Annotated in this window: 22 protein-coding genes; all 22 read right to left on the reverse strand. The window is 60.2% G+C overall.

Translation table 11 applies throughout. The annotated features are described in order from the left end of the window. Positions 1 to 31: 31 nt before the first annotated feature. The gene (locus B9Z50_RS07745; protein WP_108363066.1) at positions 32 to 229 is read right to left on the reverse strand and encodes a hypothetical protein; all 198 of its coding nucleotides are present in this window, start codon (positions 227 to 229) and stop codon (positions 32 to 34) included. 10 nt (positions 230 to 239) lie between these two features. Beyond that, the gene (locus B9Z50_RS07750) at positions 240 to 1,109 is read right to left on the reverse strand and encodes a DUF2189 domain-containing protein (RefSeq protein ID WP_199221690.1); all 870 of its coding nucleotides are present in this window, start codon (positions 1,107 to 1,109) and stop codon (positions 240 to 242) included. 126 nt (positions 1,110 to 1,235) lie between these two features. Further along, positions 1,236 to 2,492: a PLP-dependent transferase gene (locus tag B9Z50_RS07755; protein WP_108363067.1), complete on the reverse strand. Its 1,257-nt coding sequence runs from the start codon at positions 2,490 to 2,492 to the stop codon at positions 1,236 to 1,238. A 72-nt stretch (positions 2,493 to 2,564) separates the two neighbouring features. Then, positions 2,565 to 3,089 carry a phosphoribosyltransferase gene (locus B9Z50_RS07760; protein WP_108363068.1) on the reverse strand — a complete coding sequence of 175 codons (525 nt, stop codon included), beginning with the start codon at positions 3,087 to 3,089 and terminating at the stop codon, positions 2,565 to 2,567. A 55-nt stretch (positions 3,090 to 3,144) separates the two neighbouring features. Beyond that, on the reverse strand, positions 3,145 to 4,473 hold the full coding sequence (locus tag B9Z50_RS07765; RefSeq protein ID WP_108363069.1) for an adenylosuccinate synthase: 1,329 nt from the start codon (positions 4,471 to 4,473) through the stop codon (positions 3,145 to 3,147). A gap of 17 nt (positions 4,474 to 4,490) precedes the next feature. Beyond that, entirely contained in the window at positions 4,491 to 5,651 is a 1,161-nt protein-coding gene (locus B9Z50_RS07770) for an ATP phosphoribosyltransferase regulatory subunit (protein ID WP_108363070.1), read from the reverse strand. 142 nt (positions 5,652 to 5,793) lie between these two features. Next, positions 5,794 to 5,979, reverse strand: coding sequence for a DUF2065 domain-containing protein (locus B9Z50_RS07775; RefSeq protein WP_108363071.1), 186 nt, complete (start codon positions 5,977 to 5,979; stop codon positions 5,794 to 5,796). A 3-nt stretch (positions 5,980 to 5,982) separates the two neighbouring features. Then, positions 5,983 to 6,882 (reverse strand): protease modulator HflC, encoded by a 900-nt coding sequence (hflC, locus tag B9Z50_RS07780; RefSeq protein WP_108363072.1) that lies wholly within the window; start codon positions 6,880 to 6,882, stop codon positions 5,983 to 5,985. A gap of 11 nt (positions 6,883 to 6,893) precedes the next feature. Beyond that, on the reverse strand, positions 6,894 to 8,273 hold the full coding sequence (gene hflK / locus B9Z50_RS07785) for an FtsH protease activity modulator HflK (protein ID WP_108363073.1): 1,380 nt from the start codon (positions 8,271 to 8,273) through the stop codon (positions 6,894 to 6,896). Positions 8,274 to 8,329: 56 nt separating this feature from the next. Beyond that, complete coding sequence (gene hflX / locus B9Z50_RS07790; RefSeq protein ID WP_108363681.1) at positions 8,330 to 9,517, reverse strand: GTPase HflX; 1,188 nt, start codon at positions 9,515 to 9,517, stop codon at positions 8,330 to 8,332. Between the two features lie 52 nt (positions 9,518 to 9,569). Next, the gene (gene hfq, locus B9Z50_RS07795; protein ID WP_082431612.1) at positions 9,570 to 9,833 is read right to left on the reverse strand and encodes an RNA chaperone Hfq; all 264 of its coding nucleotides are present in this window, start codon (positions 9,831 to 9,833) and stop codon (positions 9,570 to 9,572) included. 70 nt (positions 9,834 to 9,903) lie between these two features. Further along, positions 9,904 to 11,244 carry a ribosome biogenesis GTPase Der gene (gene der, locus B9Z50_RS07800; RefSeq protein ID WP_108363074.1) on the reverse strand — a complete coding sequence of 447 codons (1,341 nt, stop codon included), beginning with the start codon at positions 11,242 to 11,244 and terminating at the stop codon, positions 9,904 to 9,906. A 19-nt stretch (positions 11,245 to 11,263) separates the two neighbouring features. Next, positions 11,264 to 12,355, reverse strand: coding sequence for an outer membrane protein assembly factor BamB (bamB, locus tag B9Z50_RS07805; protein WP_108363075.1), 1,092 nt, complete (start codon positions 12,353 to 12,355; stop codon positions 11,264 to 11,266). 38 nt (positions 12,356 to 12,393) lie between these two features. Then, entirely contained in the window at positions 12,394 to 13,071 is a 678-nt protein-coding gene (locus B9Z50_RS07810; protein WP_108363076.1) for a tetratricopeptide repeat protein, read from the reverse strand. Between the two features lie 27 nt (positions 13,072 to 13,098). Then, the gene (gene hisS, locus B9Z50_RS07815; protein ID WP_108363683.1) at positions 13,099 to 14,394 is read right to left on the reverse strand and encodes a histidine--tRNA ligase; all 1,296 of its coding nucleotides are present in this window, start codon (positions 14,392 to 14,394) and stop codon (positions 13,099 to 13,101) included. Between the two features lie 29 nt (positions 14,395 to 14,423). Beyond that, a complete protein-coding gene (gene ispG / locus B9Z50_RS07820; RefSeq protein ID WP_108363077.1) occupies positions 14,424 to 15,713 on the reverse strand; it encodes a flavodoxin-dependent (E)-4-hydroxy-3-methylbut-2-enyl-diphosphate synthase in 1,290 nt (429 codons plus the stop codon). Between the two features lie 2 nt (positions 15,714 to 15,715). Beyond that, on the reverse strand, positions 15,716 to 16,672 hold the full coding sequence (locus B9Z50_RS07825) for a helix-turn-helix domain-containing protein (RefSeq protein ID WP_108363078.1): 957 nt from the start codon (positions 16,670 to 16,672) through the stop codon (positions 15,716 to 15,718). After that, positions 16,650 to 17,816: a 23S rRNA (adenine(2503)-C(2))-methyltransferase RlmN gene (gene rlmN, locus B9Z50_RS07830; RefSeq protein ID WP_108363079.1), complete on the reverse strand. Its 1,167-nt coding sequence runs from the start codon at positions 17,814 to 17,816 to the stop codon at positions 16,650 to 16,652. Before rlmN ends, B9Z50_RS07825 begins: the two co-directional genes overlap by 23 nt. A 52-nt stretch (positions 17,817 to 17,868) precedes the next feature. Then, positions 17,869 to 18,294, reverse strand: a complete 426-nt coding sequence (ndk, locus tag B9Z50_RS07835) for a nucleoside-diphosphate kinase (protein WP_062404397.1) — start codon at positions 18,292 to 18,294, stop codon at positions 17,869 to 17,871. Between the two features lie 141 nt (positions 18,295 to 18,435). Further along, positions 18,436 to 19,644: a pseudouridine synthase gene (locus B9Z50_RS07840; protein WP_108363080.1), complete on the reverse strand. Its 1,209-nt coding sequence runs from the start codon at positions 19,642 to 19,644 to the stop codon at positions 18,436 to 18,438. Next, positions 19,641 to 20,411 carry an SMC-Scp complex subunit ScpB gene (scpB, locus tag B9Z50_RS07845; RefSeq protein ID WP_108363081.1) on the reverse strand — a complete coding sequence of 257 codons (771 nt, stop codon included), beginning with the start codon at positions 20,409 to 20,411 and terminating at the stop codon, positions 19,641 to 19,643. Before scpB ends, B9Z50_RS07840 begins: the two co-directional genes overlap by 4 nt. Positions 20,412 to 20,540: 129 nt before the next feature. After that, entirely contained in the window at positions 20,541 to 21,533 is a 993-nt protein-coding gene (locus B9Z50_RS07850; RefSeq protein ID WP_108363082.1) for an RluA family pseudouridine synthase, read from the reverse strand. Positions 21,534 to 21,549 lie beyond the last annotated feature (16 nt).

Genomic DNA, 21,549 nt, shown 5'->3' on the forward strand with positions numbered 1-21,549 from the left:
TCCTACAAGGCAACAGGCTGCAGAGAGCTGGTCAAGCTGCAGGCGCAGATGACTCAGCCGCACCGGGCGCTGCATTGTCAGCATCGCCTTCATCACCTGCGATTTCAGAGCCGTCTTCCGCCAACAGGCCCGACTTGCGGTCGGACTTGGCTTTGAGCTTGTCTTCTTTTTTGCGTTTCTTGGCCAGTTCTTTCTGGCGTTTTTCGAATCCGTAGTTGGGTGTGGCCAAGATGGCTCCTTTAATTTGAGCTGCCCAATGTAACAGCTTCTTCAGGGTTTTCTTCCCACTCGACACTGCCCCGGTACGCATGCCAGCTCGCATGTCCCAGCCACGGCCCCACCACAATGATCCCCAGCGCCCAAGGCCACAAGGCCGCAAGCACCAACATGCTCAGCAGCAGGCCCCACAGCAACATCACCCCCGGGTGTGAAAAAACCACCCGCATGCTGGTGATCACCGCCGAAATGGCATCGGTGTCGCGGTCCAAAATCATGGGAATAGACACCACCGACAGGCCATAGACCAAGGCGGCAAACACGCCACCCACCGCCAAGTAGACCATCAAGAATTCGATGTTTTGCGGGTTGAACACGGCCTCGATCACTCCCGTGGTGGAGGGCATGCCTGTGTTGAAGAACACCGCAAACACCACCAAAGACGCCCTGCCCCACAGCAACTCCAGCACCATCAGCACCAACACCAGCATGGCCATGCTGCGGATGTGTTGGTCCCAACACATGAGTGAAGTGGCCATCTCGGGCAGCTCGCCGCGCTCGCGTTTGCGGCTGACCTCATACAGGCCCATGGCCATGAATGGCCCCACCAGCAAGCAGCCGGAGATCAAGGACAAGGTGTACTCGGGCTTGTGCTTGAACACCAAGGCCAGCACCTGGGCCATGCCCAAAAAGCACAGGCCATAAAACAGCGCAATGCCAGGGTGCTGGCGCATGTCCTGCAGGCCCCGTACCAGCCAGCGAAAAGGGTCTGAAAACCCCAATGGGCGCATGATCGACCGGGGCCCTACGGGAGGCGGCGGCACATAGGGCGTGGCCATGGTGGGCAGGTCTGAATCTTGGGCGGCCTCAAGAGTCTTGGCGTCGGCGTTCATGGGCAAACTCAATCTGAAAATACAAAGGTTTTCAGATTACCCCCACCGGTACGCTTTGAACAGTCAGGAAACCCCCAACTTCGCGTGTCCTGGGCCACAAAAGTGCCCACTTTGTCACCTGCGTGATCAGACCATGGGCAGATGCGCCCGCACAGATTGATTCAGGTCAAGAATGAGGTCCTGCGCAGACTCCAAGCCGGTTGAAAAACGCACCAGCGTGCCCGGCTTCAAATGACCGGGCCAGGCCTGTCGCATGGAGGCGATGTCATAGGGAACCACCAAGCTCACCGGGCCACCCCAGCTGTAGCCGATCTTGAAGAGTTTGAGGCCATCACAAAACGCGTCCACCTGGGCTTGGCTGAAACGCGCATCGATCATGACGCTGAACAAGCCCGCTGCCAGGCCCGTGCCCGGCTCGCGATCACACAGAGCTTGCCAATACACGTGACCGGGTGCGCCTTCAAAGGCCGGGTGCATCAGTTGCGCGCATTGCGGCTGGGCTTGCCACCAAGCGGCCAGAGCGCGAGCCGTTTGGTCATGCGCGACATAACGCAGCCCAATGCTGGGCAAAGATCGCAGCACGGTTTCGGCATCGTTGGCCGCCACGCCCAAGCCCAGTCGCATGTGGCAGAGTTTGAGCTGGAGGTGCAAGGCCGCATCGCGAGTGATGACACTGCCCATCAGCACGTCACCCCCACCGCTGGGGTATTTGGTCAGCGCATGGGCGCTGATGTCCACGGCCAAACTGCCCTCACCCGCAGCGCCATCGCCCAACAGATCAAATGGCTTGAAAGCCAGGCCCGCACCCCAGGTATTGTCCAGCGCACACAAAACGCCGCGCTCGCGGCAGCGGCGCACCATTTCAGGCAAGTCAGGGAATTCCATGCTGACCGAGCCAGGCGCTTCCAGCCACACCAAGCGTGTATTGGGCGTGATCTGGCGAGACAGATCCTGCGGGTCCATCGGGTCGTAAAAACGGTGCGTGATGCCGAAGTGGCGCAACTCACCATCGGCCAGCGCCTTGTTGGGGCCGTAGGCGTTGTCAGGAATCAGAACTTCGTCACCGGTTTTTAAAACCGACAAGGCCACCAAGGCCAAAGCCGCCAGACCACTGGGCACCAGCAAACATTGCAAGCCACCCTCCAGGCTGCACAAGCGCTCTTCGAGCAAATAGGTGGTGGGTGTGCCGTGCAGGCCATAGGTATAGGCTGATTTGTCTTTCCACTCGCGCTGGCGCATGTCGGCCACGGTGGGGAAGTAAACCGTTGAGGCCTTGAACACACCCGGCTGGGGCGCGGCAAACGTGTCAGGCGGTGTGTAGGGGTGGTGAATCAGGCCAGTGACGCTGGGCATGGCGGGTGAATTTGAACGGTCTTTTTGCATCCGGACATCCTAATGCAAACAGCCTCCCGGGGGAGGCTGTTGAAGGTCAACTCAGGGAAAATCAGAAGCGGATCAAACGCTCCACTTTTCGAGCAACTTTTCGGGGCGCATGTTGTCATACGGCTCAAAAGGCTGGTGAATCCAAGGGTTGGTGGGCAAATCATCGACCGAGTAATCGGCCTTGAAGGTCGACACGCCTTTGGTCCAGATCACGGCGGTGCGCAACTCGGTCACGGGCTTGTAGTTGTTTTTCAACTGATCGACCACCGCACGCAAGGTGTGGCCGGTATCGGCCAAGTCGTCCACCAACAGTACTTTGCCTGCAATCTCGCCTTTGGGCGTGGTGATGTAGCGCGCGATGTCCAAATGACCCTGGACCGTGCCGGCTTCAGCGCGGTAGGAGCTGGTGGACATGATGGCCAGGGGCTTGTCGAAAATACGCGACAAGATGTCGCCAGGTCGCATGCCGCCACGTGCCAAACACAGGATGTTGTCGAATTCCCAGCCGGACTGGTGGATTTTGATGGCGAGTTTTTCGATGAGGTTGTGGTACTCGTCGTAACTCACGTACAGGTGCTTGCCGTCTTCGGTCAACATAGGGTCACTCCAAAAAATCAGGGGTTGAGATCGATGGGTTTTGCGGACTGAACAATCAGGCTGCAAAGGGGTTGTGCAGCAAGATCGTGTGGTCACGGTCAGGGCTGGTGGACACCACATGCACGGGCACCCCGGTCACTTGGGCGATGCGGTCCAGGTAATAACGCGCCGTGGCAGGCAGTTTGTCCATCTCGGTCACGCCCACGGTGGTCTCGGTCCAGCCGGGAATGACTTCGTAGATCGGCTTGCAGCGGGCAATTTCATCTGCACCCATGGGCAAGATGTCGATGGTTTCGCCATCGAGCTCGTAGCCGGTGCACAACCACAACTCTTTGAGGCCATCGAGGACATCAAGCTTGGTGATGCACAAACCACTCAGACCATTGACCTGCGCACTGCGCTTGAGCAAGGCCGCATCGAACCAGCCGCAGCGGCGCGAACGGCCGGTGGTCACGCCTTTTTCAGCGCCCACGGTGGACATGTGGTAGCCGGGTGTACCGGGGGTTTCCCAATCGAGTTCGGTGGGGAATGGACCACCACCCACGCGGGTGCAATAAGCCTTGGTGATGCCCAAGATGTAGTGCAGCATGCCCGGGCCCACACCCGCACCGGCTGCGGCGTTGCCCGCCACGCAGTTGCTCGACGTCACAAACGGGTAAGTGCCGTGGTCCACGTCGAGCAAAGTGCCTTGCGCACCTTCGAACAGCAAATTGGCGCCTGCAGCATGGGCGTCGTTCAACTCGCGCGACACGTCGGCCACCATGGGCAACAAGTCCTTGGCGTAGGCCATGGCTTCGTTGTAAGTGGTGTCAAAGTCCACAGGCGCCGCGCCCAGGATGTTGACCAAGATTTCGTTGTGCAAAGCCAGGTTTTCACGCAGTTTGGTGGCGAAACGCTCAGGGTATTTGAGGTCTTGCACGCGCAGCGCACGGCGCGCCACTTTGTCTTCGTAGGCGGGCCCAATGCCACGGCCTGTGGTGCCAATTTTGGCGGTACCGGCTTTTTCCTTGGCCGCTTCGCGGCCCACGTCCAAAGCGACGTGGTAGGGCAAGATCAGCGGGCAGGCTTCGCTCACGCGCAAGCGAGAACGCACCTCGACACCGGCTTTTTCAAGGCCTGCAATTTCTTCAAGCAGTTTGGGCACCGACAGCACCACACCGTTGCCGATGTAGCACTTGACGCCTGCGCGCATGATGCCACTGGGGATCAGGTGCAAAGCGGTTTTGACACCGTTGATCACCAAAGTGTGACCCGCGTTGTGTCCACCTTGAAAACGCACCACGCCTTGGGCGCTTTCGGTCAACCAGTCGACCAGTTTGCCTTTGCCTTCGTCGCCCCATTGGGTACCCACGACGACCACGTTACGGCCTTGTAACTTGTTCATGCTTGAAATGTTCTTTCTCAAAGAGCCTGTACCAACCACTGCCCTGCCGCTTCGATCAACTCGCGGTCGCAATGGAATTCGTCCACTTCGCTTTCGTGGCCTGGCAAGACGCAGACCACGGTTTCGCCTCGACTGCGCAGTGCAGCGATGGCCGCACGCAAGGACGCCGAGGGGCCCCATGGGGCGCGAATGGCTGCACGCAAAGCCAGAGGCTGAACGGCGGCCACCAATTCTTTCAAGTCCAGGCTGAAACCCACGGCCGGACGGTCGCGTTCAATGCGGTGCCCAAAGACCGCGCCCACGCCGTCGTACCGGCCGCCGCGGGCCAAAGCATCTGAGGCGCCTTTGGCATAAATGGCAAAGCGCATGCCGCTGTAATAAGCGTAACCACGGGAGTCACCCAGGTCAAAACTGACGGACACACCTGGAATTTGCTCGGCCAACCAGCGCAGCTGAGTCAAGGCTTGGGTGATTTCGGGGTGATCGGGCAAACGCGCCGCCGCGCGGTCCAGGACGCTGATGTCACCGTACAAATCAACCAGGGCCAAAAGCCCATCACGCGCAGCAGGTTTCAAACCAGCGCTCAAGCGGGCCAGGGCCGAGGCGTCCTTGCTCGCCAATGCGGCATGGATGGCATGGCGCTGCGCTTCACTCAAAGTCGTGTCCTGCAGCAAGCAGCTCACGATACGGGAATCGGCCAAATCCACCTGCAAGCCTGTGGCGCGACCAACAACCAAACAGTCCAAGGCCAGCTGCAGGATTTCCAGATCGGCTTCGGGTCCGGCATGGCCGTAAATTTCGGCGCCCAACTGCAACGGCTCACGGGTGGCGTGCGGACGTGCCGGGCGGGTGTGCAAAACAGGCCCGCAATAGCAAAGACGGGTCAGGGATGTGCGGCCCAGCAAGTGGGCGTCGATGCGCGCCACCTGAGGGGTGGTATCGGCACGCAAACCCAAGGTGCGTCCTGAGAGTTGGTCGACCAGTTTGAAGGTCTGCAAGTCCAGGGCTTCACCCGTGCCGGTCAGCAGGGATTCCAAATGCTCCAGCAACGGCGGCATGACCAACTCGTAGCCATAGCCACGGGCGGTATCCAGCAATTCGCGGCGGAGTTCTTCGATGTGACGAGCCTCGGAAGGCAAGACATCGGCAACATGATCCGGGAGGACCCAAGCAGACATGAGGGGATGGGGGAGACGGTTAAAAACGAGATTTTACCGGGTTGACAGGCGCATTTCCGGCAAAGAGATTGGCAAATTGTCCAAATCCAGTCTGTCAGCAAAGAATGGAATGCATTTGGGCCGGCATGGCAGCCCAAGAGCGTCAGGCCAGCAACCAGATCACCAGCAGGCCGAAGACCACCATGAGGAGGCCGAAAAATCGGATTTGGCCTTCCTCAAGTTGGAGCATTTGCACAAACAGACTTCGCCAACTGCGTGGCGAGATCATGGGCAGCAAACCCTCCAGGATGAGCATCAGGCCCAAGGCCATCAGGAGGGTGTCGAGCAAAATTTACTTCCGGGCAGGTGCACCGCCTGGTGTGCCGCGCATGCCTTTGAAGAACTCTGAGCTGCCGGGGTCCAGCACCATCACGTCGCCCTTGCTGTTGAAGCTGGACTTGTAGGCCTCCAAGCTGCGGTAGAACTGCGCAAACTGCGGGTCGCGGCCAAAAGAGTCGGCGTACAGACGGGCAGCTTGGGCGTCGCCCTCACCTTTGATCTTTTGGGCATCACGGTAAGCATTGGCGATCGTCACCTCGCGCTGGCGGTCGGCATCGGCGCGAATTTTTTCACCCTCGGCCGCACCGGTGGAGCGCAGCTCGTTGGCCACGCGCTTGCGCTCGGCTTCCATACGGCGGTAAACCGACTCAGTGATGGTGTCCACGTAATCGGCGCGCGTGATACGCACGTCCACCACGTCCACACCCCAAGGCTTGGCGCCACGCACCACAACCAAAACGTCTTCCTTCACATCGTCCATGAGTTCTTCACGCTTGAGCGAGAGCAATTCCTTGACGGTGCGTTTGTTGATCTGCTCTTGGAAAGCGTTACGTACCACGCGGTTGAGCTGGTTGGTGCCGGCCTTTTCGTCCAGACCCACGTTGCGGATGTAAGCCTGTGGGTCGGTGATGCGCCAGCGCACATACCAATCGATCACCACTCGCTGCTTTTCAGCTGTGAGCATGGGCTCGTTGTCAGGGCTGTCGAGCGTGAGCAGACGCTTGTCGATGTAATTGACGTTTTGCAGGGGGGGCGGCAGTTTGAAGTGCAAACCCGGCTCGGTGATCACTTCCTTGATCTGACCCAAAGCGTAGACCACGCCAAATTGACGCTGGTCCACCACGAACAATGTAGAGCTGAGCAGTGCAAACACCACCAGCAAACTCGAAATCCACAATCCGATGCGATTCATTGTCTTATTCCTTATCGTGGATCGCGGCTACGCGAACGCTCGAGGTCTCGGGAGCGGGTATCCACCGTGCCGTTGCTGCCTGCATTGGCAGGGGCTGCGGGCACATCCATGGCGGGCGGGGCCACTTGCGTGACCTGTTGCATGATTTTGTCGAGCGGCAAATACAAGAGGTTGGAGCCTTGTTTGCTGTCCACCAGCACCTTGGTCACGTTGCTGTAGATCTGCTGCATGGTGTCGGTGTACATGCGGTCACGCATGACTTGGGGCGACTTCTGGTACTCGGGCAAGATGGTCTTGAAGCGTTGCGCATCACCTTCGGCTTGCGCCACGATGCGTTCACGGTAAGCATCGGCCTCTTCCTTCAGACGGGAGGCGGCACCGACTGCGCGCGGCACCACGTCGTTGGCGTAGGCTTGCGCTTCGTTTTTGGCGCGTTCACGCTCTTGACCGGCTTTGAGCACGTCATCAAATGCGGCCTGCACCTGCTCGGGCGGACGAACGCCACCTTGCTGCAAGTTGATACCCACCACTTCGATACCGACTTTGTAGCGGTCGAGAATGATCTGCATTTTTTCACGCACACGGGGGGCGATCTGGTCGCGCTCTTCGGCCAGAGCCGAGTCCATGCGCATTTTGCCCACCACCTCGCGCACCGCGGTTTCAGCGGATTGCACCACCGCCATGGTGGGGTCACGGCTTTCGAACAAATAAGCGCGTGCATCGTTCAATCGGTACTGCACAGCGAACTTGATTTCAACGATGTTCTCGTCTTCGGTCAGCATGGCCGACTCGCGCAGGCCTGTGGCCTTGACGATGTTGTCGCGGCCAATGTCCACCGAGCGGATCTGGGTCACGAACACCAGCTCATGGCGTTGCACGGGATAAGGCATGCGCCAGTTGAAACCAGCGCCCACCGTGGAGTGGTATTTTCCAAACTGGGTGATCACGGCCTGCTGACCTTCTTGCACGATGAAAAAGCCGGTGGCCAACCAGACCAGCAAGGCACCGCCCAAAATGACACCAATGCCCAGGTTCTTGATAAAGGCCGGAATTTCCGGGCCGCCCGAACCACCGCCCGAGCCACCGGGCCCTTGGGGACGCTGAGGGCCGCCTTTGCCGCCAAAAATCTGTCCCAGCTTGCGGTTGAAATCACGCCACAACTCGTCCAGATCGGGTGGGCCGCTTTGTTGCTGCTGCGGACCTCGTCCGGGTGGTTGCTGCCAAGCATCTGGCTTGGGGCCGGGTGGTGGCATGTCGCCCGTTGGCTTGTTGCCCGATTCACTGGAAGATTTGTCGTCGTCGCGACCCCAGCGTGGGTCGTTCAGGTTGAACATGCCTCGTATCTTTGCGGGCAGCAAGGACCATCGCAGGGCTGGCAGGTGAAAATTCATGGTTCTTTGTCTTTGTCTGAAGGACGAAACAGCATTGTGCCGAATTTAGTAGCCACTCAAGGCATGTCACCGGGATATTCCCGGTCCAAGTCACGGGGATCAGGCTCGGTTGGCGCAGCCGAGGGCAGCGCCGCCTTGACGATGTCGGACAGCGCAGTGCGCAAAATGGCCAGTCCCTCGCCGCTTCGTGCGCTCAGAAACACACGCGGCACGGGCTCGCCATCAAGTTCGTACTGGTCCTGCATCTGCAAGGGGTAACGCTCAGCAGGCAGTGCATCGAGTTTGTTGAAGACGAGCAATTGCGGCACCTGGTCGGCACCGATCTCGGCCAGAACTTTTTGCACCTCGGCCATCTGCTCGGGGAAATCAGGGTTGGCTGCGTCCACCACATGCAGCAGCAGATCAGCTTCGGTGGCCTCTTGCAGAGTGGCCTGGAAGGCTTCAACCAGACCGTGTGGCAAATCACGGATGAAACCCACGGTGTCCGACAAGGAGACCGAGCGGCCCGCCTCACCCAGATACAACTGGCGCGTGGTGGTGTCCAAGGTGGCAAACAGCTGATCGGCGGCATAAGCACGGGCTTTGACCAGCGCATTGAACAGGGTCGATTTGCCCGCGTTGGTGTAACCCACCAGCGAAATGTTGAAGGTGTCGCGGCGATCGCGCTGGCGGCGCTGGGTGTTGCGCTGCTTTTTGACTTTGACCAAGCGCTCTTTGATGCGCTTGATCGAGTCGTTGATCATGCGGCGGTCGAGTTCGATTTGGGTCTCACCGGGACCACCGCGCATACCGATACCGCCGCTTTGGCGCTCAAGGTGCGACCAGCGGCGCACCAGGCGGGTGCTGAGGTACTGCTGGCGAGCGAGCTCCACTTGCAGCTTGCCCTCGTGGCTGCGCGCACGCTGGCCGAAAATTTCCAGGATCAGCAAGGTGCGGTCATTCACCGGCAAACCGATGTGGCGCTCCAGATTTCGCTGCTGCGCAGGGCTTAGGGACTGGTCGAACAAGACCTCGACCGCCCCGTGCATCAGGGCCAATTCTTTGATCTCGTCGGCCTTGCCACTGCCCACAAAAAGCGCCGGGTCTGGTGCTTTGCGTTTACAGATCAGGCGTGCCACAGGCTTTAAACCGCCAGACTCCGCCAAAAGGCCGAGTTCTTGCAGTTCACCGTCAAAATGAGGCAGCCCAAAGTCAACGCCGACCAATAAGGTCGGCGCAGCTTGTTTGGAGGATGTTTCAGACAATGTCAGCAACCTGCAGTGGCGGCGTCACGCCACCGGGAGAACAAACACCGCATCAAGCGGTGATTTCACCCGTTTCGGGGGTGCTGAAAGTCACGGAACGACCAGGAACGATGGTCGAAATGGCGTGTTTGTAAACCATTTGCGTGACGGTGTTGCGAAGGAGGACCACATACTGGTCGAAGGATTCGATTTGGCCTTGCAGCTTGATGCCATTGACCAGGTAAATAGAAACCGGCACATGCTCGCGGCGCAGTGCGTTCAAGAAGGGGTCTTGCAAAAGTTGACCTTTGTTGCTCACGATATTCTCCGTGTTCAGAAGTTTTGAAGCCCTGACCTTACCACAGGGTCAGGGCCTGACTCGAGGGGAAAAATGAATTCCACAAATCTCAGCTGGATTCTTTGTCAGCAAAAGGATTTGTCGAAGTTTTCATTTCAATTCGCAACGGCGTGCCGGACAGGTTGAAGGCCTTGCGAAAGCGCCCTTCCAAAAAGCGTTTGTAGGTGTCGGTGACGTGTTCCAACGAATTGCCGTGGATCACGATCACAGGTGGGTTCATGCCGCCTTGGTGGGCATAACGCATCTTGGGGCGGAACATGCCCCCGCGCTGCGGACTTTGAAACTGCACGGCTTCGAGCAGCAAGCGCGTGAGAATCGGCGTGCTCATCTTGCACATGGCCGATTTGTGGGCTTGCACAATCGAACTCCAGACCGGCCCCAAACCCTGGCGTTTCTTAGCCGAGATGAAGTGCATGTTGGCAAAACTCAGAAACGGCAAACGGTTTTCAATCGAGCGCTGCACCAACTGGCGCTGGTATTCGTCTACCGCGTCCCATTTGTTCACCGCCAGCACCATGGCGCGGCCACTTTCGAGCGCGTAACCGGCGATGTGCGCATCCTGATCGGTCACGCCCTGCTCGGCGTCAAGCAAGAGCAACACCACGTTGGCCGACTCGATGGCTTGCAGGGTTTTGACCACCGAAAACTTTTCAATGGCTTCAAACACTTTGCCTTTGCGGCGCAAACCAGCCGTATCAATCAGCTCGAATTTCTGACCTTGGCGTTCAAACGGCACGCTGATCGCGTCCCGCGTGGTGCCCGGCATGTCAAAGGCCACCAGGCGCTCTTCGCCCAGCCAAGTGTTGATCAGGGTGGACTTGCCCACGTTGGGGCGACCGGCCACTGCCAACTTGATGACCGAGGGGTCTTCTTCGGTCTCTTCGGGTTCGTCGGGCAAATTCAGCGATTCAAAAGCCAACTCGACCAAGCCGCGGGTGCCCTGACCATGCGCTGCCGAGATGGCGATCACCTCGCCCAAACCCAGTTCGTAGAACTCGGTCAGCTGGATGCCTTCGAGCATGCCTTCGGCCTTGTTGGCCACCAGCAAACAGGGTTTACCGATCTTGCGCAAATATTTGGCAATGTCGTGGTCTTGCGCTGACAGCCCGCCTCGGGCGTCCACCACAAAAATGACCACATCGGCCTCGGCCACAGCCTGCTGGGTCTGCTTGGCCATCTCTTTGTAGATGCCGCTGCTGGCATCGGGCTCGAAACCGCCCGTGTCAATGACGATGAATTCCTGACGGCCTTGTTTGCCGTTGCCGTAATGGCGGTCCCGGGTCAAGCCCGCAAAATCGGCCACGATGGCATCCCGGCTCTTGGTGAGGCGGTTGAACAGCGTGGATTTGCCCACATTGGGGCGGCCAACGAGGGCCAGTACAGGTTTCACTTAAAAATTTTCCGATCCATCATTCAGGGCGAAATCCGAAGACGCCCCCGGTGCGTGTCACCACCACCAAAGTCTGCCCCACGGCCACAGGTCGGCCAGTGATGGCGCTGCCATCCGTGCCTATGCGCTGCAAGGGTTGTCCATTTTGGGGCGACAGTGCATGCACCCAGCCCTCTTGATCGCCCACCACCAGAGCTTGACCCCAGGCCAAAGGCAAGCTCAGCCCACGGAAACGCAATGCTTCTTGGGTCCACAGCGGTGCACCCGACGTACGCTGCCAAGCCAACAGCTTGCCATCGGACTCAACGCCCCACAGGGTTTGGGCGTCACCGTCCAGGCCTTGGTGACCATTGGCGGGGCGGCTCCAGGCCAAGCGGCCGTTGGCGGCGTCGACACAGGACACAGACGTTTGAAACGCGCGCACGCACACGGAATTGCCTACACGGCTGGCTCCGGCAACCACGTCGACCAAGCGCTCGACTTCGTTGGTGCCGCGGGTACTGCCCACCAGGGTTTCCCATCGCACACTGCCCGTTAAGGGGTTCAATGACGCCAGACGGCCGCCCCAGCCGACCAGCAACTGGTCGCCCACAGGCATCAACAAGCCGGCCTGGCGCAGGACCAGTGGGTCACCCGGACGCTGCTGCGTCCAGAGTTTTTGGCCCGAGGCCCCATCAAAGGCACTCACGGCACGGTCGCCTGTCAAGACAAACACCCGGGCACCGGCCACCAAAGGGGGCGTGTAAGACAAGGCGGGCAAAGGCTGGCGCCAAATCACACGGCCTGACTCGACAGCCACCAGTTCGTTGTTGCGTGTGACCACAGCAAAGCGCTGGCCATCACCACCAACGCCCGCCTGAATGGGCGCACCCAGATTCAGACGCCACACATCTTGTCCACTGCCCGCATCGATCAGGGCCAACTGGCCGAGGCTAGAGGCCACTGCGACTTGCTGTCCATGCACTGAAGCCATCATCGGGCCGCTGACCTCCCCAATTTGGTTGGTCCAAGCTTTTTGCAGCTTGAACGCGCCGCTCACAGCGGGTAAAGGAGAAGGTTGTGGTTTGTCTGGCGCGCTAGAGCAAGCCGACAAAAGCCCCAAGCTGGCCATCGCCAACCAACGGGTCCATGCAGAGGTCAAAGAAGCAGTCACTTGGCAGTTCCTGTGGCATTGGCCGAGTCCGATTGAGGATCCTGACCTAAGGCATTGAGCTTGGCTTGGACCAAGCGGCGGTAATCCGGGCTGTCGGCCAGTTGCTGCCAGGCGCTTTGGTAGGCACTCAAGGCTTCGGCTTTTTGACCTTTGGCCAACAGGACATCACCACGCAAATCGGCGGCTAAACCAGCCATAGCGGGGGTAAAAGGCGCGCTCAACTGGGTCAGCGCTTCGTCGTGGGAGCCCGCATCGACCAAGAGAGCCGACAGACGCAAACGTGCAATGTCGCGGTAAGCTGGATCGGGCGCGCCCTCGGCCACCCACTTCAGGGCAGCACGCGCCGCATCGGCCTTGTCTTTGGCCTGCAAGGCCTTGGCTGCGAGCAAGGCAGCCTGGTGCGCGTAATGCGTGCCGCCAAACTTGTCCTTCATATCGGCCAAACTGCGCTCAACACGGGCCACATCCCCGGCGGTAGCAGCGCGCTCGACCTCGTCAAACAACACAGCCGCCTTGGCGGCCTGGTCGCGTTGCCAATATTGGTAGGCGTTCAAGGACGCGAAACTGCCCAAAACGACAATCAGCACCCAGGAAATCAGGTTGCCGTACTTTTTCCAGAAATGTTTGATCTGGTCAAGTTGTTCTTGTTCTTCAAGGTCGAGGGCTTTGGCCATGGTGTGTGTGAGTGAGGATTGTGCGAATCAAAGCGCGGATTGTAGGCTGTGCGCCCAGTGGGCCACAGTGCCAAGCGTCTCTGTCCGCTGGGCACCTGCACCGTCGCGCAGCGATTTGACCGCGACCAGGCCTTGGGCCAGTTCTTCGGCACCAAAAACCAAGGCAAAACGCGCGCCTGAAGCATCGGCCTTTTTGAATTGAGATTTCATGCTGCCCATGCCTTCACCACTGCCCGCGTGCATTTGGGCCGAAACACCACAGGCACGCAAGGATTGCAGCACCTGCATGGCCACCGGCAAGGCGGTGGACTCGGGGATGATGGCGTACACATCGGGGGCCAGATCAGGCAAGGCCTCACCCTGCTCTTTGATCAGTTCGAGCACGCGCTCAACGCCCAGCGCCCATCCCACAGCGGGTGCGGGTTTGCCGCCCACTTGCTCAATCAGGTAGTCATACCGGCCACCACCGCAAATGGTGCCTTGCGAGCCCAGGCTGGTGGTGATGAATTCGAACACCGTGAGGTTGTAGTAATCCATGCCGCGTACCAAGCGCGGGTTGATGCTGTAGGCGATGCCATTGGCGTCCAGGATGGCTTTGACCGCATTAAAGTGGGCCAAAGAAGCCTCACCCAAAAAGTCGAGCAAACGGGGCGCAGCCTCGACCACGCTTTGCATGGCCGGGTTTTTGGTGTCCAAAATGCGCAGCGGGTTGCTGTGCAGGCGGCGCTTGGCTTCTTCGTCGAGCACATCGCTGTGCTTTTCGAGGTGCGTAATCAGCGCGGCGCGGTGGGCCTGTCGCTCGGCCGGTTGGCCCAGGCTGTTGAGTTCCAGTCGCACATCTTTCAGGCCCAACACCTTCCACAGGTCATTGGCGAGCAAGATCAGCTCTGCATCGACCTCAGCTCCGCCAAAACCCAGCACCTCGGCACCAATCTGGTGGAACTGGCGGTAGCGTCCACGCTGCGGGCGCTCGTGGCGGAACATGGGGCCCATGTAATACAGGCGCTTGCCGCCTTCGTACAGGAGGTTGTGCTCGACCACCGAGCGCACCAAACCGGCTGTGCCTTCGGGGCGCAGAGTCAGTTGCTCACCGTTCAAGCGGTCTTCAAAGGAGTACATCTCCTTTTCAACGATGTCGGTCACCTCGCCCAAACCGCGCACAAACAAAGCTGTGGGTTCGACGATGGGCAGGCGCACGTTGCGGTAGGCATAGCGGGCCATCAAGGCCCGCACTTGTGATTCCAGCCATTCCCAACGCGACGAGTCGGGCGGCAGGATATCGTTCATGCCCTTGACGCCGACCAGCTTTTGGGCTTTGGCCATTTTGGGGGCGTTTTCTTTCACCGATTCGCTCATTTTTTCTCAGCAGATCCGGAACCAAAACGGTTCTCAATGTAGTTTTCAACCAGCACCTGGAACTCTTGCGCAATGCCCTCGCCGCGCAAAGTCAGGCGCTTCTCACCGTCAATGAAGACCGGGGCCGCAGGCGCTTCGCCTGTGCCGGGCAGGCTGATGCCGATGTCGGCATGCTTGCTTTCGCCGGGGCCGTTCACGATGCAGCCCATCACCGCCACCTTCAGGTTTTCTACCCCAGGGTAGCGCACGCGCCAGACGGGCATTTGGGCGCGCAAGAAGTCGTCAATCTGTTTGGCCAGCTCCTGGAAGGTGCTGCTGGTGGTGCGGCCGCAACCGGGGCAAGCCGTCACACTGGGCACAAAAATGCGCAAACCCAGCGACTGCAAAATTTCGGAGGCGATCACCACCTCTTGCGTGCGGGCTTCGCCCGGCTGGGGCGTGAGCGAGACGCGGATGGTGTCGCCAATGCCCTCTTGCAGCAGCACGGACAAAGCCGCCGCCGACGCCACCGTGCCCTTGGTGCCCATGCCCGCTTCAGTCAGGCCCAGGTGCAAGGCATAGTCGGTGCGGCGACCGAGTTCGCGGTACACCGAGATCAAGTCCTGCACGCCCGACACCTTGCATGACAAGGCGATTTGGTCCCCATTGAGGCCCATGGCCTCGGCGCGCTGGGCCGAAGAGATGGCCGAAGCGATCAGCGCCTCGAACATGACCTGACGCGCTTCCCAAGGGGCGGCGCGCTGGCTGTTGGTGTCCATCAGGTCGGCCAACAGCTCCTGGTCCAAACTGCCCCAATTGACGCCGATGCGGATGGCTTTGTTCCAACGCATGGCCGCTTCGATCATTTGGCCAAATTGCACATCGCGCTTGTCGCCCTTGCCCACATTGCCTGGGTTGATGCGGTATTTGGACAGGGCCTCGGCACATGCCGGGTAATCGGTCAGCAGGCGGTGGCCGTTGTAATGGAAGTCACCAATCAGGGGCACGTCGATGCCCATCTTGTCGAGCTGGTCGCGGATGTGTGGCACGGCCTCTGCGGCTTCTGGCGTATTGACGGTGATGCGCACCATCTCGGAGCCGGCAATCGCCAGTTCCTTGACCTGAATGGCGGTGCCAATTACATCGACCGTGTCGGTGTTGGTCATGGACTGCACACGCACCGGGGCGCCACCGCCCACGGTGACCACGCGAGAACCCCAGACCACTTTGGATTGGCGGCTGCGCCGCAATGCTGGACGGGCAATGGCAATGGGCTCAGGGCTCAGGGGCAAGTCGGGTACGGACATGTTCACTCCTTCACTTCAAAACGGGCCACGGTCACCTGGGTGTGGGGCTTGAGATCAAAAGGCTGACCGCGCAGCGTGGCGGTGACCGCTTGGGCACGGCCCACCACCACACTGACCGGCAAAGGGCTTTGAATGCGGGCACTTTCACCGGCCTTGACCACACCGCTCCAAACCACAGCTTTTTGCGCGTTGCGCAGTTCCAGCCAGCTGTCGTTGGTGGCAGAAAAAACCCATTCGGGACCAGAACCCAAAGGGGCCAAGGCAGCGCTTGGCGCGGGTTGCGCAACTGGAGTGGGCTGGACTGGGGGCAATGCCGCAGCGGGGACTGTGACCTGAGTGGGAGCTGAAGCAGCAGTCGATGACGGGGCGGCGGCAGAGGCATCCAACAAGGGCACTGGTTCATCAAACACCAGCGCAGGCGTGACCACCATGGTCTCAGTGACCTCTTGCGAGACCACCTCATCGGCCATCAAGGACTTGACGTCATTCAACCAAGCCCACTGCGACGGCGCAGGCAGCCAGAGAAATGCGCCCGTCAACAGCACAATGAAAGCTGCACCCCAAAACACTTTGGAAGATGCCACGCGGGCCCAGGGCATGCCGCCAATACGCAATGAGTTTAGGGGCCCAAGAGGTTGAATGGAGCTGCTCCGGGGCGGCAACTGGGTGCTCATGTGCGGCAATAGCGCCAAAATTGGGGTGGGGTCAGTTTGCAGGTGGCGGCACACGCTGGAGGCCAAACCACGGTAAAAAACCGGGCCCTTGGCCAGGTCAAGCTCATCGGCCTCCAAAGCCTCGAGTTGGCGCACGGGCACCTTCAAGGTCACCGACAAAACCGCCAGGTGCATGCCCGCTTTTTGGCGCGCCTCACGCAACAACTGCCCAGCCGTCAAGGACGCAGCTTTGGGCTGAGCGAGGCCGTCTTCTGAAGCGGACTCAGTTTTGAGGCTTGGTGTCATGACGGGGCTCCGAATAAGTCACAGCAGACAGGGGCACCAGCGAAACAGTGCGCTGCTCGGCCATGCGCGATTGGACCTGGGTGCGGTCTTTGACATCACCGGCCAACTGGCCACAGGCCGCATCGATGTCGTCACCCCGGGTTTTACGCACCGTGGTGACCAAGCCCGCGTCTTGCAACTGCTTGGCAAAGGCCTGCACTCGGCCCTGTGGTGAGCGCAGTAAACCGGAGGCCGGGAAAGGATTGAAGGGAATCAGGTTGAACTTGCAGCGCAGACCCTGGCGGGCGTGTTTTTGCACCAAATCAATCAGGGCGCTGGCGTGCTCGGGTTGGTCGTTCACGCCATCGAGCATGCAGTATTCAAAGGTGATGAAGTCACGCGGTGCGTGGGCCAGGTAGCCAATGCAAGCCTGCATGAGTTCGTCGAGCGGGTATTTGCGGTTGAGCGGCACGAGGTTGTCGCGCAGCGCATCAAAAGGCGCGTGCAAGGACACGGCCAAGGCCACCGGACAATCGCCGGACAAGCGCTCGATCATGGGCACCACGCCCGAGGTGGACACCGTGACGCGGCGGCGCGAGAGGCCATAACCATGGTCGTCGAGCATGGCGCGCAAAGCGGGCACCAAGGCCGAATAGTTTTGCAGCGGCTCACCCATGCCCATCATCACCACGTTGGAAATGACGCGGTCTGGCGTGTTCAGGTGTTTGCGCAAAAAGTGCTCGGCAAACCACAGCTGCGCAAGAATCTCACCGGTGGTGAGGTTGCGGCTGAAGCCTTGGTGGCCGGTGGAGCAAAAACGACATCCCACAGCGCAACCGGCTTGGGAGGAAATGCACAAGGTGCCCCGGTCGTCTTCGGGGATGAACACCGATTCGATGGCGTTGCCATCGCCCACATCAAACAACCACTTGATGGTGCCGTCGGCTGAGATGTGTTGGGTGATCACGGGCAATGCCGTGACGTGCGCATGAGACTGGAGCTTTTGGCGCAAAGACTTGGCCAGATCGCTCATTTGATCAAAATCCGCAGCGCCCCGCTGGTGGATCCAGCGGAACAACTGGGTGGCCCGAAAGCGCTTTTCACCCAGACCCTCGCAAAAAACGGCCAGACCTTCCAGGTCGAATTCGAGAAGGTTGGCCGTCATAGGGTCAGGGCGGGGTCGGGGCGCTAAAGGGCGCGTGCGGTCCGCGACGCGATCAGCGTGCGTACACGTTCATGCCGGGGAAGAAGAATGCAACTTCAGCGGCAGCGGTTTCAGGAGCGTCAGAGCCGTGCACGGCGTTGGCGTCGATGCTGTCAGCGAAGTCAGCGCGGATGGTGCCAGCAGCGGCTTTCTTGGGATCGGTCGCACCCATCAGGTCGCGGTTTTTGGCGATGGCGTTCTCGCCTTCCAGGGCCTGGATCATGACGGGGCCGGAAACCATGAAGTCCACCAAGTCCTTGAAGAAAGGACGCTCTTTGTGCACGCCATAGAACTGCTCGGCTTCGCCGCGCGAGAGGTGGGCCATCTTGGCTGCGACCACTTTGAGGCCAGCGGCTTCGAAACGGGCGTAGATCTGGCCGATAACGTTCTTGGCGACGGCGTCGGGCTTGATGATGGAGAGGGTGCGTTCGATGGCCATAAGATTTCCTGTTACGAAAGTGTGTAAAAGCATTTTTGCCCTGCGGCAAAGCCCACTATTCTAACCTGAGCGGGGCAGGCAAAAGGCCTCTGCAACGCAGGGTCAAAGGGGCGTTGGCACAGCGGGGTCAAGCGAGAAATCTCATCGACTTCGGCCACTGCCGCCGCGCCCACCCCGACCAGGTCCACCCGGTTTGTTTTTGAGACGGTTGAAACTTTCAGCGCCAATGTACTTGGCCTCGCTTTTGGGTGCATCGGATTTGGCGTGGAGGCCTGAGCCTCCGGGCGCTTGGTTGGGTTTGGCTGCGGGCTTGGCACGCGGCACCGCTGTCCCCGCCCTGCCCTGTCCACCCGTGCGCGGACGTCGGTCGTTGCGGTTGGTGCGTGTGGGGAGGTCGCTCACCGGACGGGGGCGCTCGCTCGTTCCCGCTGCACGCATCAAAGAGCGGATGTCCGCTTCGTCCAGCTCCAGCCACGCACCGCGGCGCAAGCCATGCGGGAGGACCATCGCACCGTAGCGGATGCGGATCAGGCGGCTGACTGCGTGGCCCACCGCTTCCATCATGCGGCGCACCTCACGGTTGCGGCCTTCAGAGATGGTGACGCGGTACCAGCAATTGGAGCCTTCGCCGCCGCCGTCCTCGATCGAGCCGAACTGGGCTGGGCCGTCGTCGAGCATCACGCCGTCCAGCAATTTTTGCTTTTCATCCTTGCTCAAAGCCCCCAAGACGCGCACGGCGTACTCGCGCTCCAGACCAAAACGCGGGTGCATGAGTTGGTTGGCCAGCTCGCCTGAGCTGGTAAACAGCAGCAGCCCTTCGGTGTTCAGGTCCAAACGCCCCACCGACTGCCATTTGCCGTTTTGCAGGCGTGGCAGTTTGCGAAACACCGAGGGGCGGTTTTGCGGGTCATCGTGGCTGACGATTTCGCCTGCAGGCTTGTGGTAGGCAATCACGCGAGCCGGCGGCGGGTCGATGCGAATGCGGATCGGTTTGCCGTCGACCTTGATCTGGTCACCATACTGCACGCGCTGGCCCACGTGGGCGGGCTCGTTGTTCACGGCGATGCGACCTTCGGTGATGAGTTTTTCCATCTCCAGGCGCGAGCCCATGCCGGCCTGAGCCAGTACCTTGTGCAGTTTGGGCGAGTCGGACTGGGGGGCAAGCACGCGCTTGCCCAGGTCTTGTGTCACGTCTTCGACGGCGTCCTCGTCATCGAACTGGCCAGAGACCACATCGGCCAGGTCAATCGCTTTGTAGGGTGTGGGCGTCGAGCTAGAGGCTGTACCCGGCTTGCGGGTGGCGTAGACGCCAGTGCGCTGGCCCTGTGCGTTGGAGGAGGAATCGTTCATGTCGGGGTGTTTTCTTGGCCGCGGCCAGGGTGGGCAGAGGCTGCGTCAGGCAGATCGGCGTCGGAGGATGGCGCAACGAGCGGGTCGCTGGCCAGATCGTTGTGGGGGGTGATGTCGACGTCTTGAGTCATCGCGGCTGTGCTGGGCTCGGCTGCCAACCTGAACTCGACTGAGTCGGCCAGGGCCTCTTCTAGTGAGAGGCTGGCTTGAGCAGGCGATTCGTCCAGCATGCCCGCCAGAGCCGACACGGGCGAATCGACCTGGGAGAGCAAAGGCAACTGGTCCAACGAGGACAAACCCAGATCGTCCAGGAACTGACGGGTGGTGGCAAACAAGCTGGGACGGCCCACGGTTTCGCGGTGGCCAATGACTTCGACCCACCCTCGGTCTTCCAGCTGCTTGATGATTTGTGAGCCAATGGTCACGCCCCGGATGTCTTCCATGTCGCCTCGGGTGACTGGCTGTCGGTAAGCGATGATGGCCAGGGTCTCCAGCACAGCACGGGTGTATTTGGGGGGCTTTTCAGGGTGCAGGCGGTCCAGATAAACCCGCAGCTCAGGGCGGCTTTGAAAGCGCCAACCACTGGCCACATGGGTCAACTCCAGGCCTTTGCCAGCCCATTCAAGTTCGAGGTCTTGCAGCATCAACCGCAGGGTATCTGCCCCGAGCACATCGTCAAACAGCACGCGCAAGTCGCGCAAGGACAATGGCTGGCCCGCCGTCAGCAGGGCCGTTTCCAGGACACGCTTGGCTTGCGCCGTATTCATGGTGTCGGTCTTTCGGAAAAAAACGCCTCACGGCGTGGTGGCAAAACGCCTCACGGCGTGTCGAAATGAAGGCGATGTGAGCGACCAGGCCCCAAATGGATGATCTGGCAGCGCCTCACTCAAGTCGCTTCAAGGGCTGAGATTGTAACTGAGGCCCAGATTTTGCATGGCCTGGGCCATGTCCTCGGGCAAAGCCGATGTCAGGTCGATGCGCTGTCCCGTGATCGGATGCTCAAAGGCCAGCCGCCAAGCATGCAAGGCCTGGCGCGACATGCCGCCCAAGGGGGCGCCACCGTACACCGCGTCGCCCAACAGGGGGTGACCCAAATGCGCCATGTGGACCCGAATTTGGTGCGTGCGTCCGGTGTGCAAGGTGCACTGGACCAGGCAGCAGCGCTCACCTTGGTCCCGCAAATCAAAGGTGGTGGCCGCCGTTTTGCCCGGTTGGTGGCTCAGGTCCACCACGGCCATGCGCAGGCGGTTGGTCGGGTCACGGCCAATGGCCGCTTCGATCGTGCGCGGTGAGGCGCTTGTCCAGTTTTTGTGCCCCAAGGCCAGGTATTGGCGGTGCACTTGCCGCGCCGCAATTTGAGCCACCAGTGCGTCCATGGCCTGGCGCGTGCGGGCCACGACCATCAGGCCGCTGGTGTCCTTGTCCAGCCGGTGCACGATCCCCGCACGGGGGACCTCAAAGGCTTTGGGGTCGAGCGCCAACAAGCCATTGAGCAGCGTGCCGCGCCAGTTACCCGGCGCCGGGTGCACCACCAAACCCGCCGGTTTGTGGACCACGCGCAGGTGCTCGTCTTCGTACACCACGTTGATGGGCATGGCCTCGGGCACAAAAGCTTGTGACTGCGGCGTGGCCCGCAAGGTGATTTGAAGTTGGTGTCCCAGCCGCACCTTGGCCGATACCTTGGTGGTGACGCGGCCATCGATCAGCGCCTCACCTTGCTCGATGAGTTGCTGTAAATAACTGCGGGAAAACTCAGGCACCAGCTGCGCCAACACCTTGTCCAGCCGCTGGCCGTGCAAGGCCACAGGGACCGCCGCTTGGCGCACCTCTTCTTGCGACGCTTCAAGCGCGGACTCGGCATCCTCGGTCAGCTCGCCGGGATCAGGCATTTCGGGGTCGGTCGAT

It is taken from the genome of Limnohabitans sp. Bal53, from assembly GCF_003063355.1.
In the GTDB taxonomy this organism is placed as follows: domain Bacteria; phylum Pseudomonadota; class Gammaproteobacteria; order Burkholderiales; family Burkholderiaceae_C; genus Limnohabitans_A.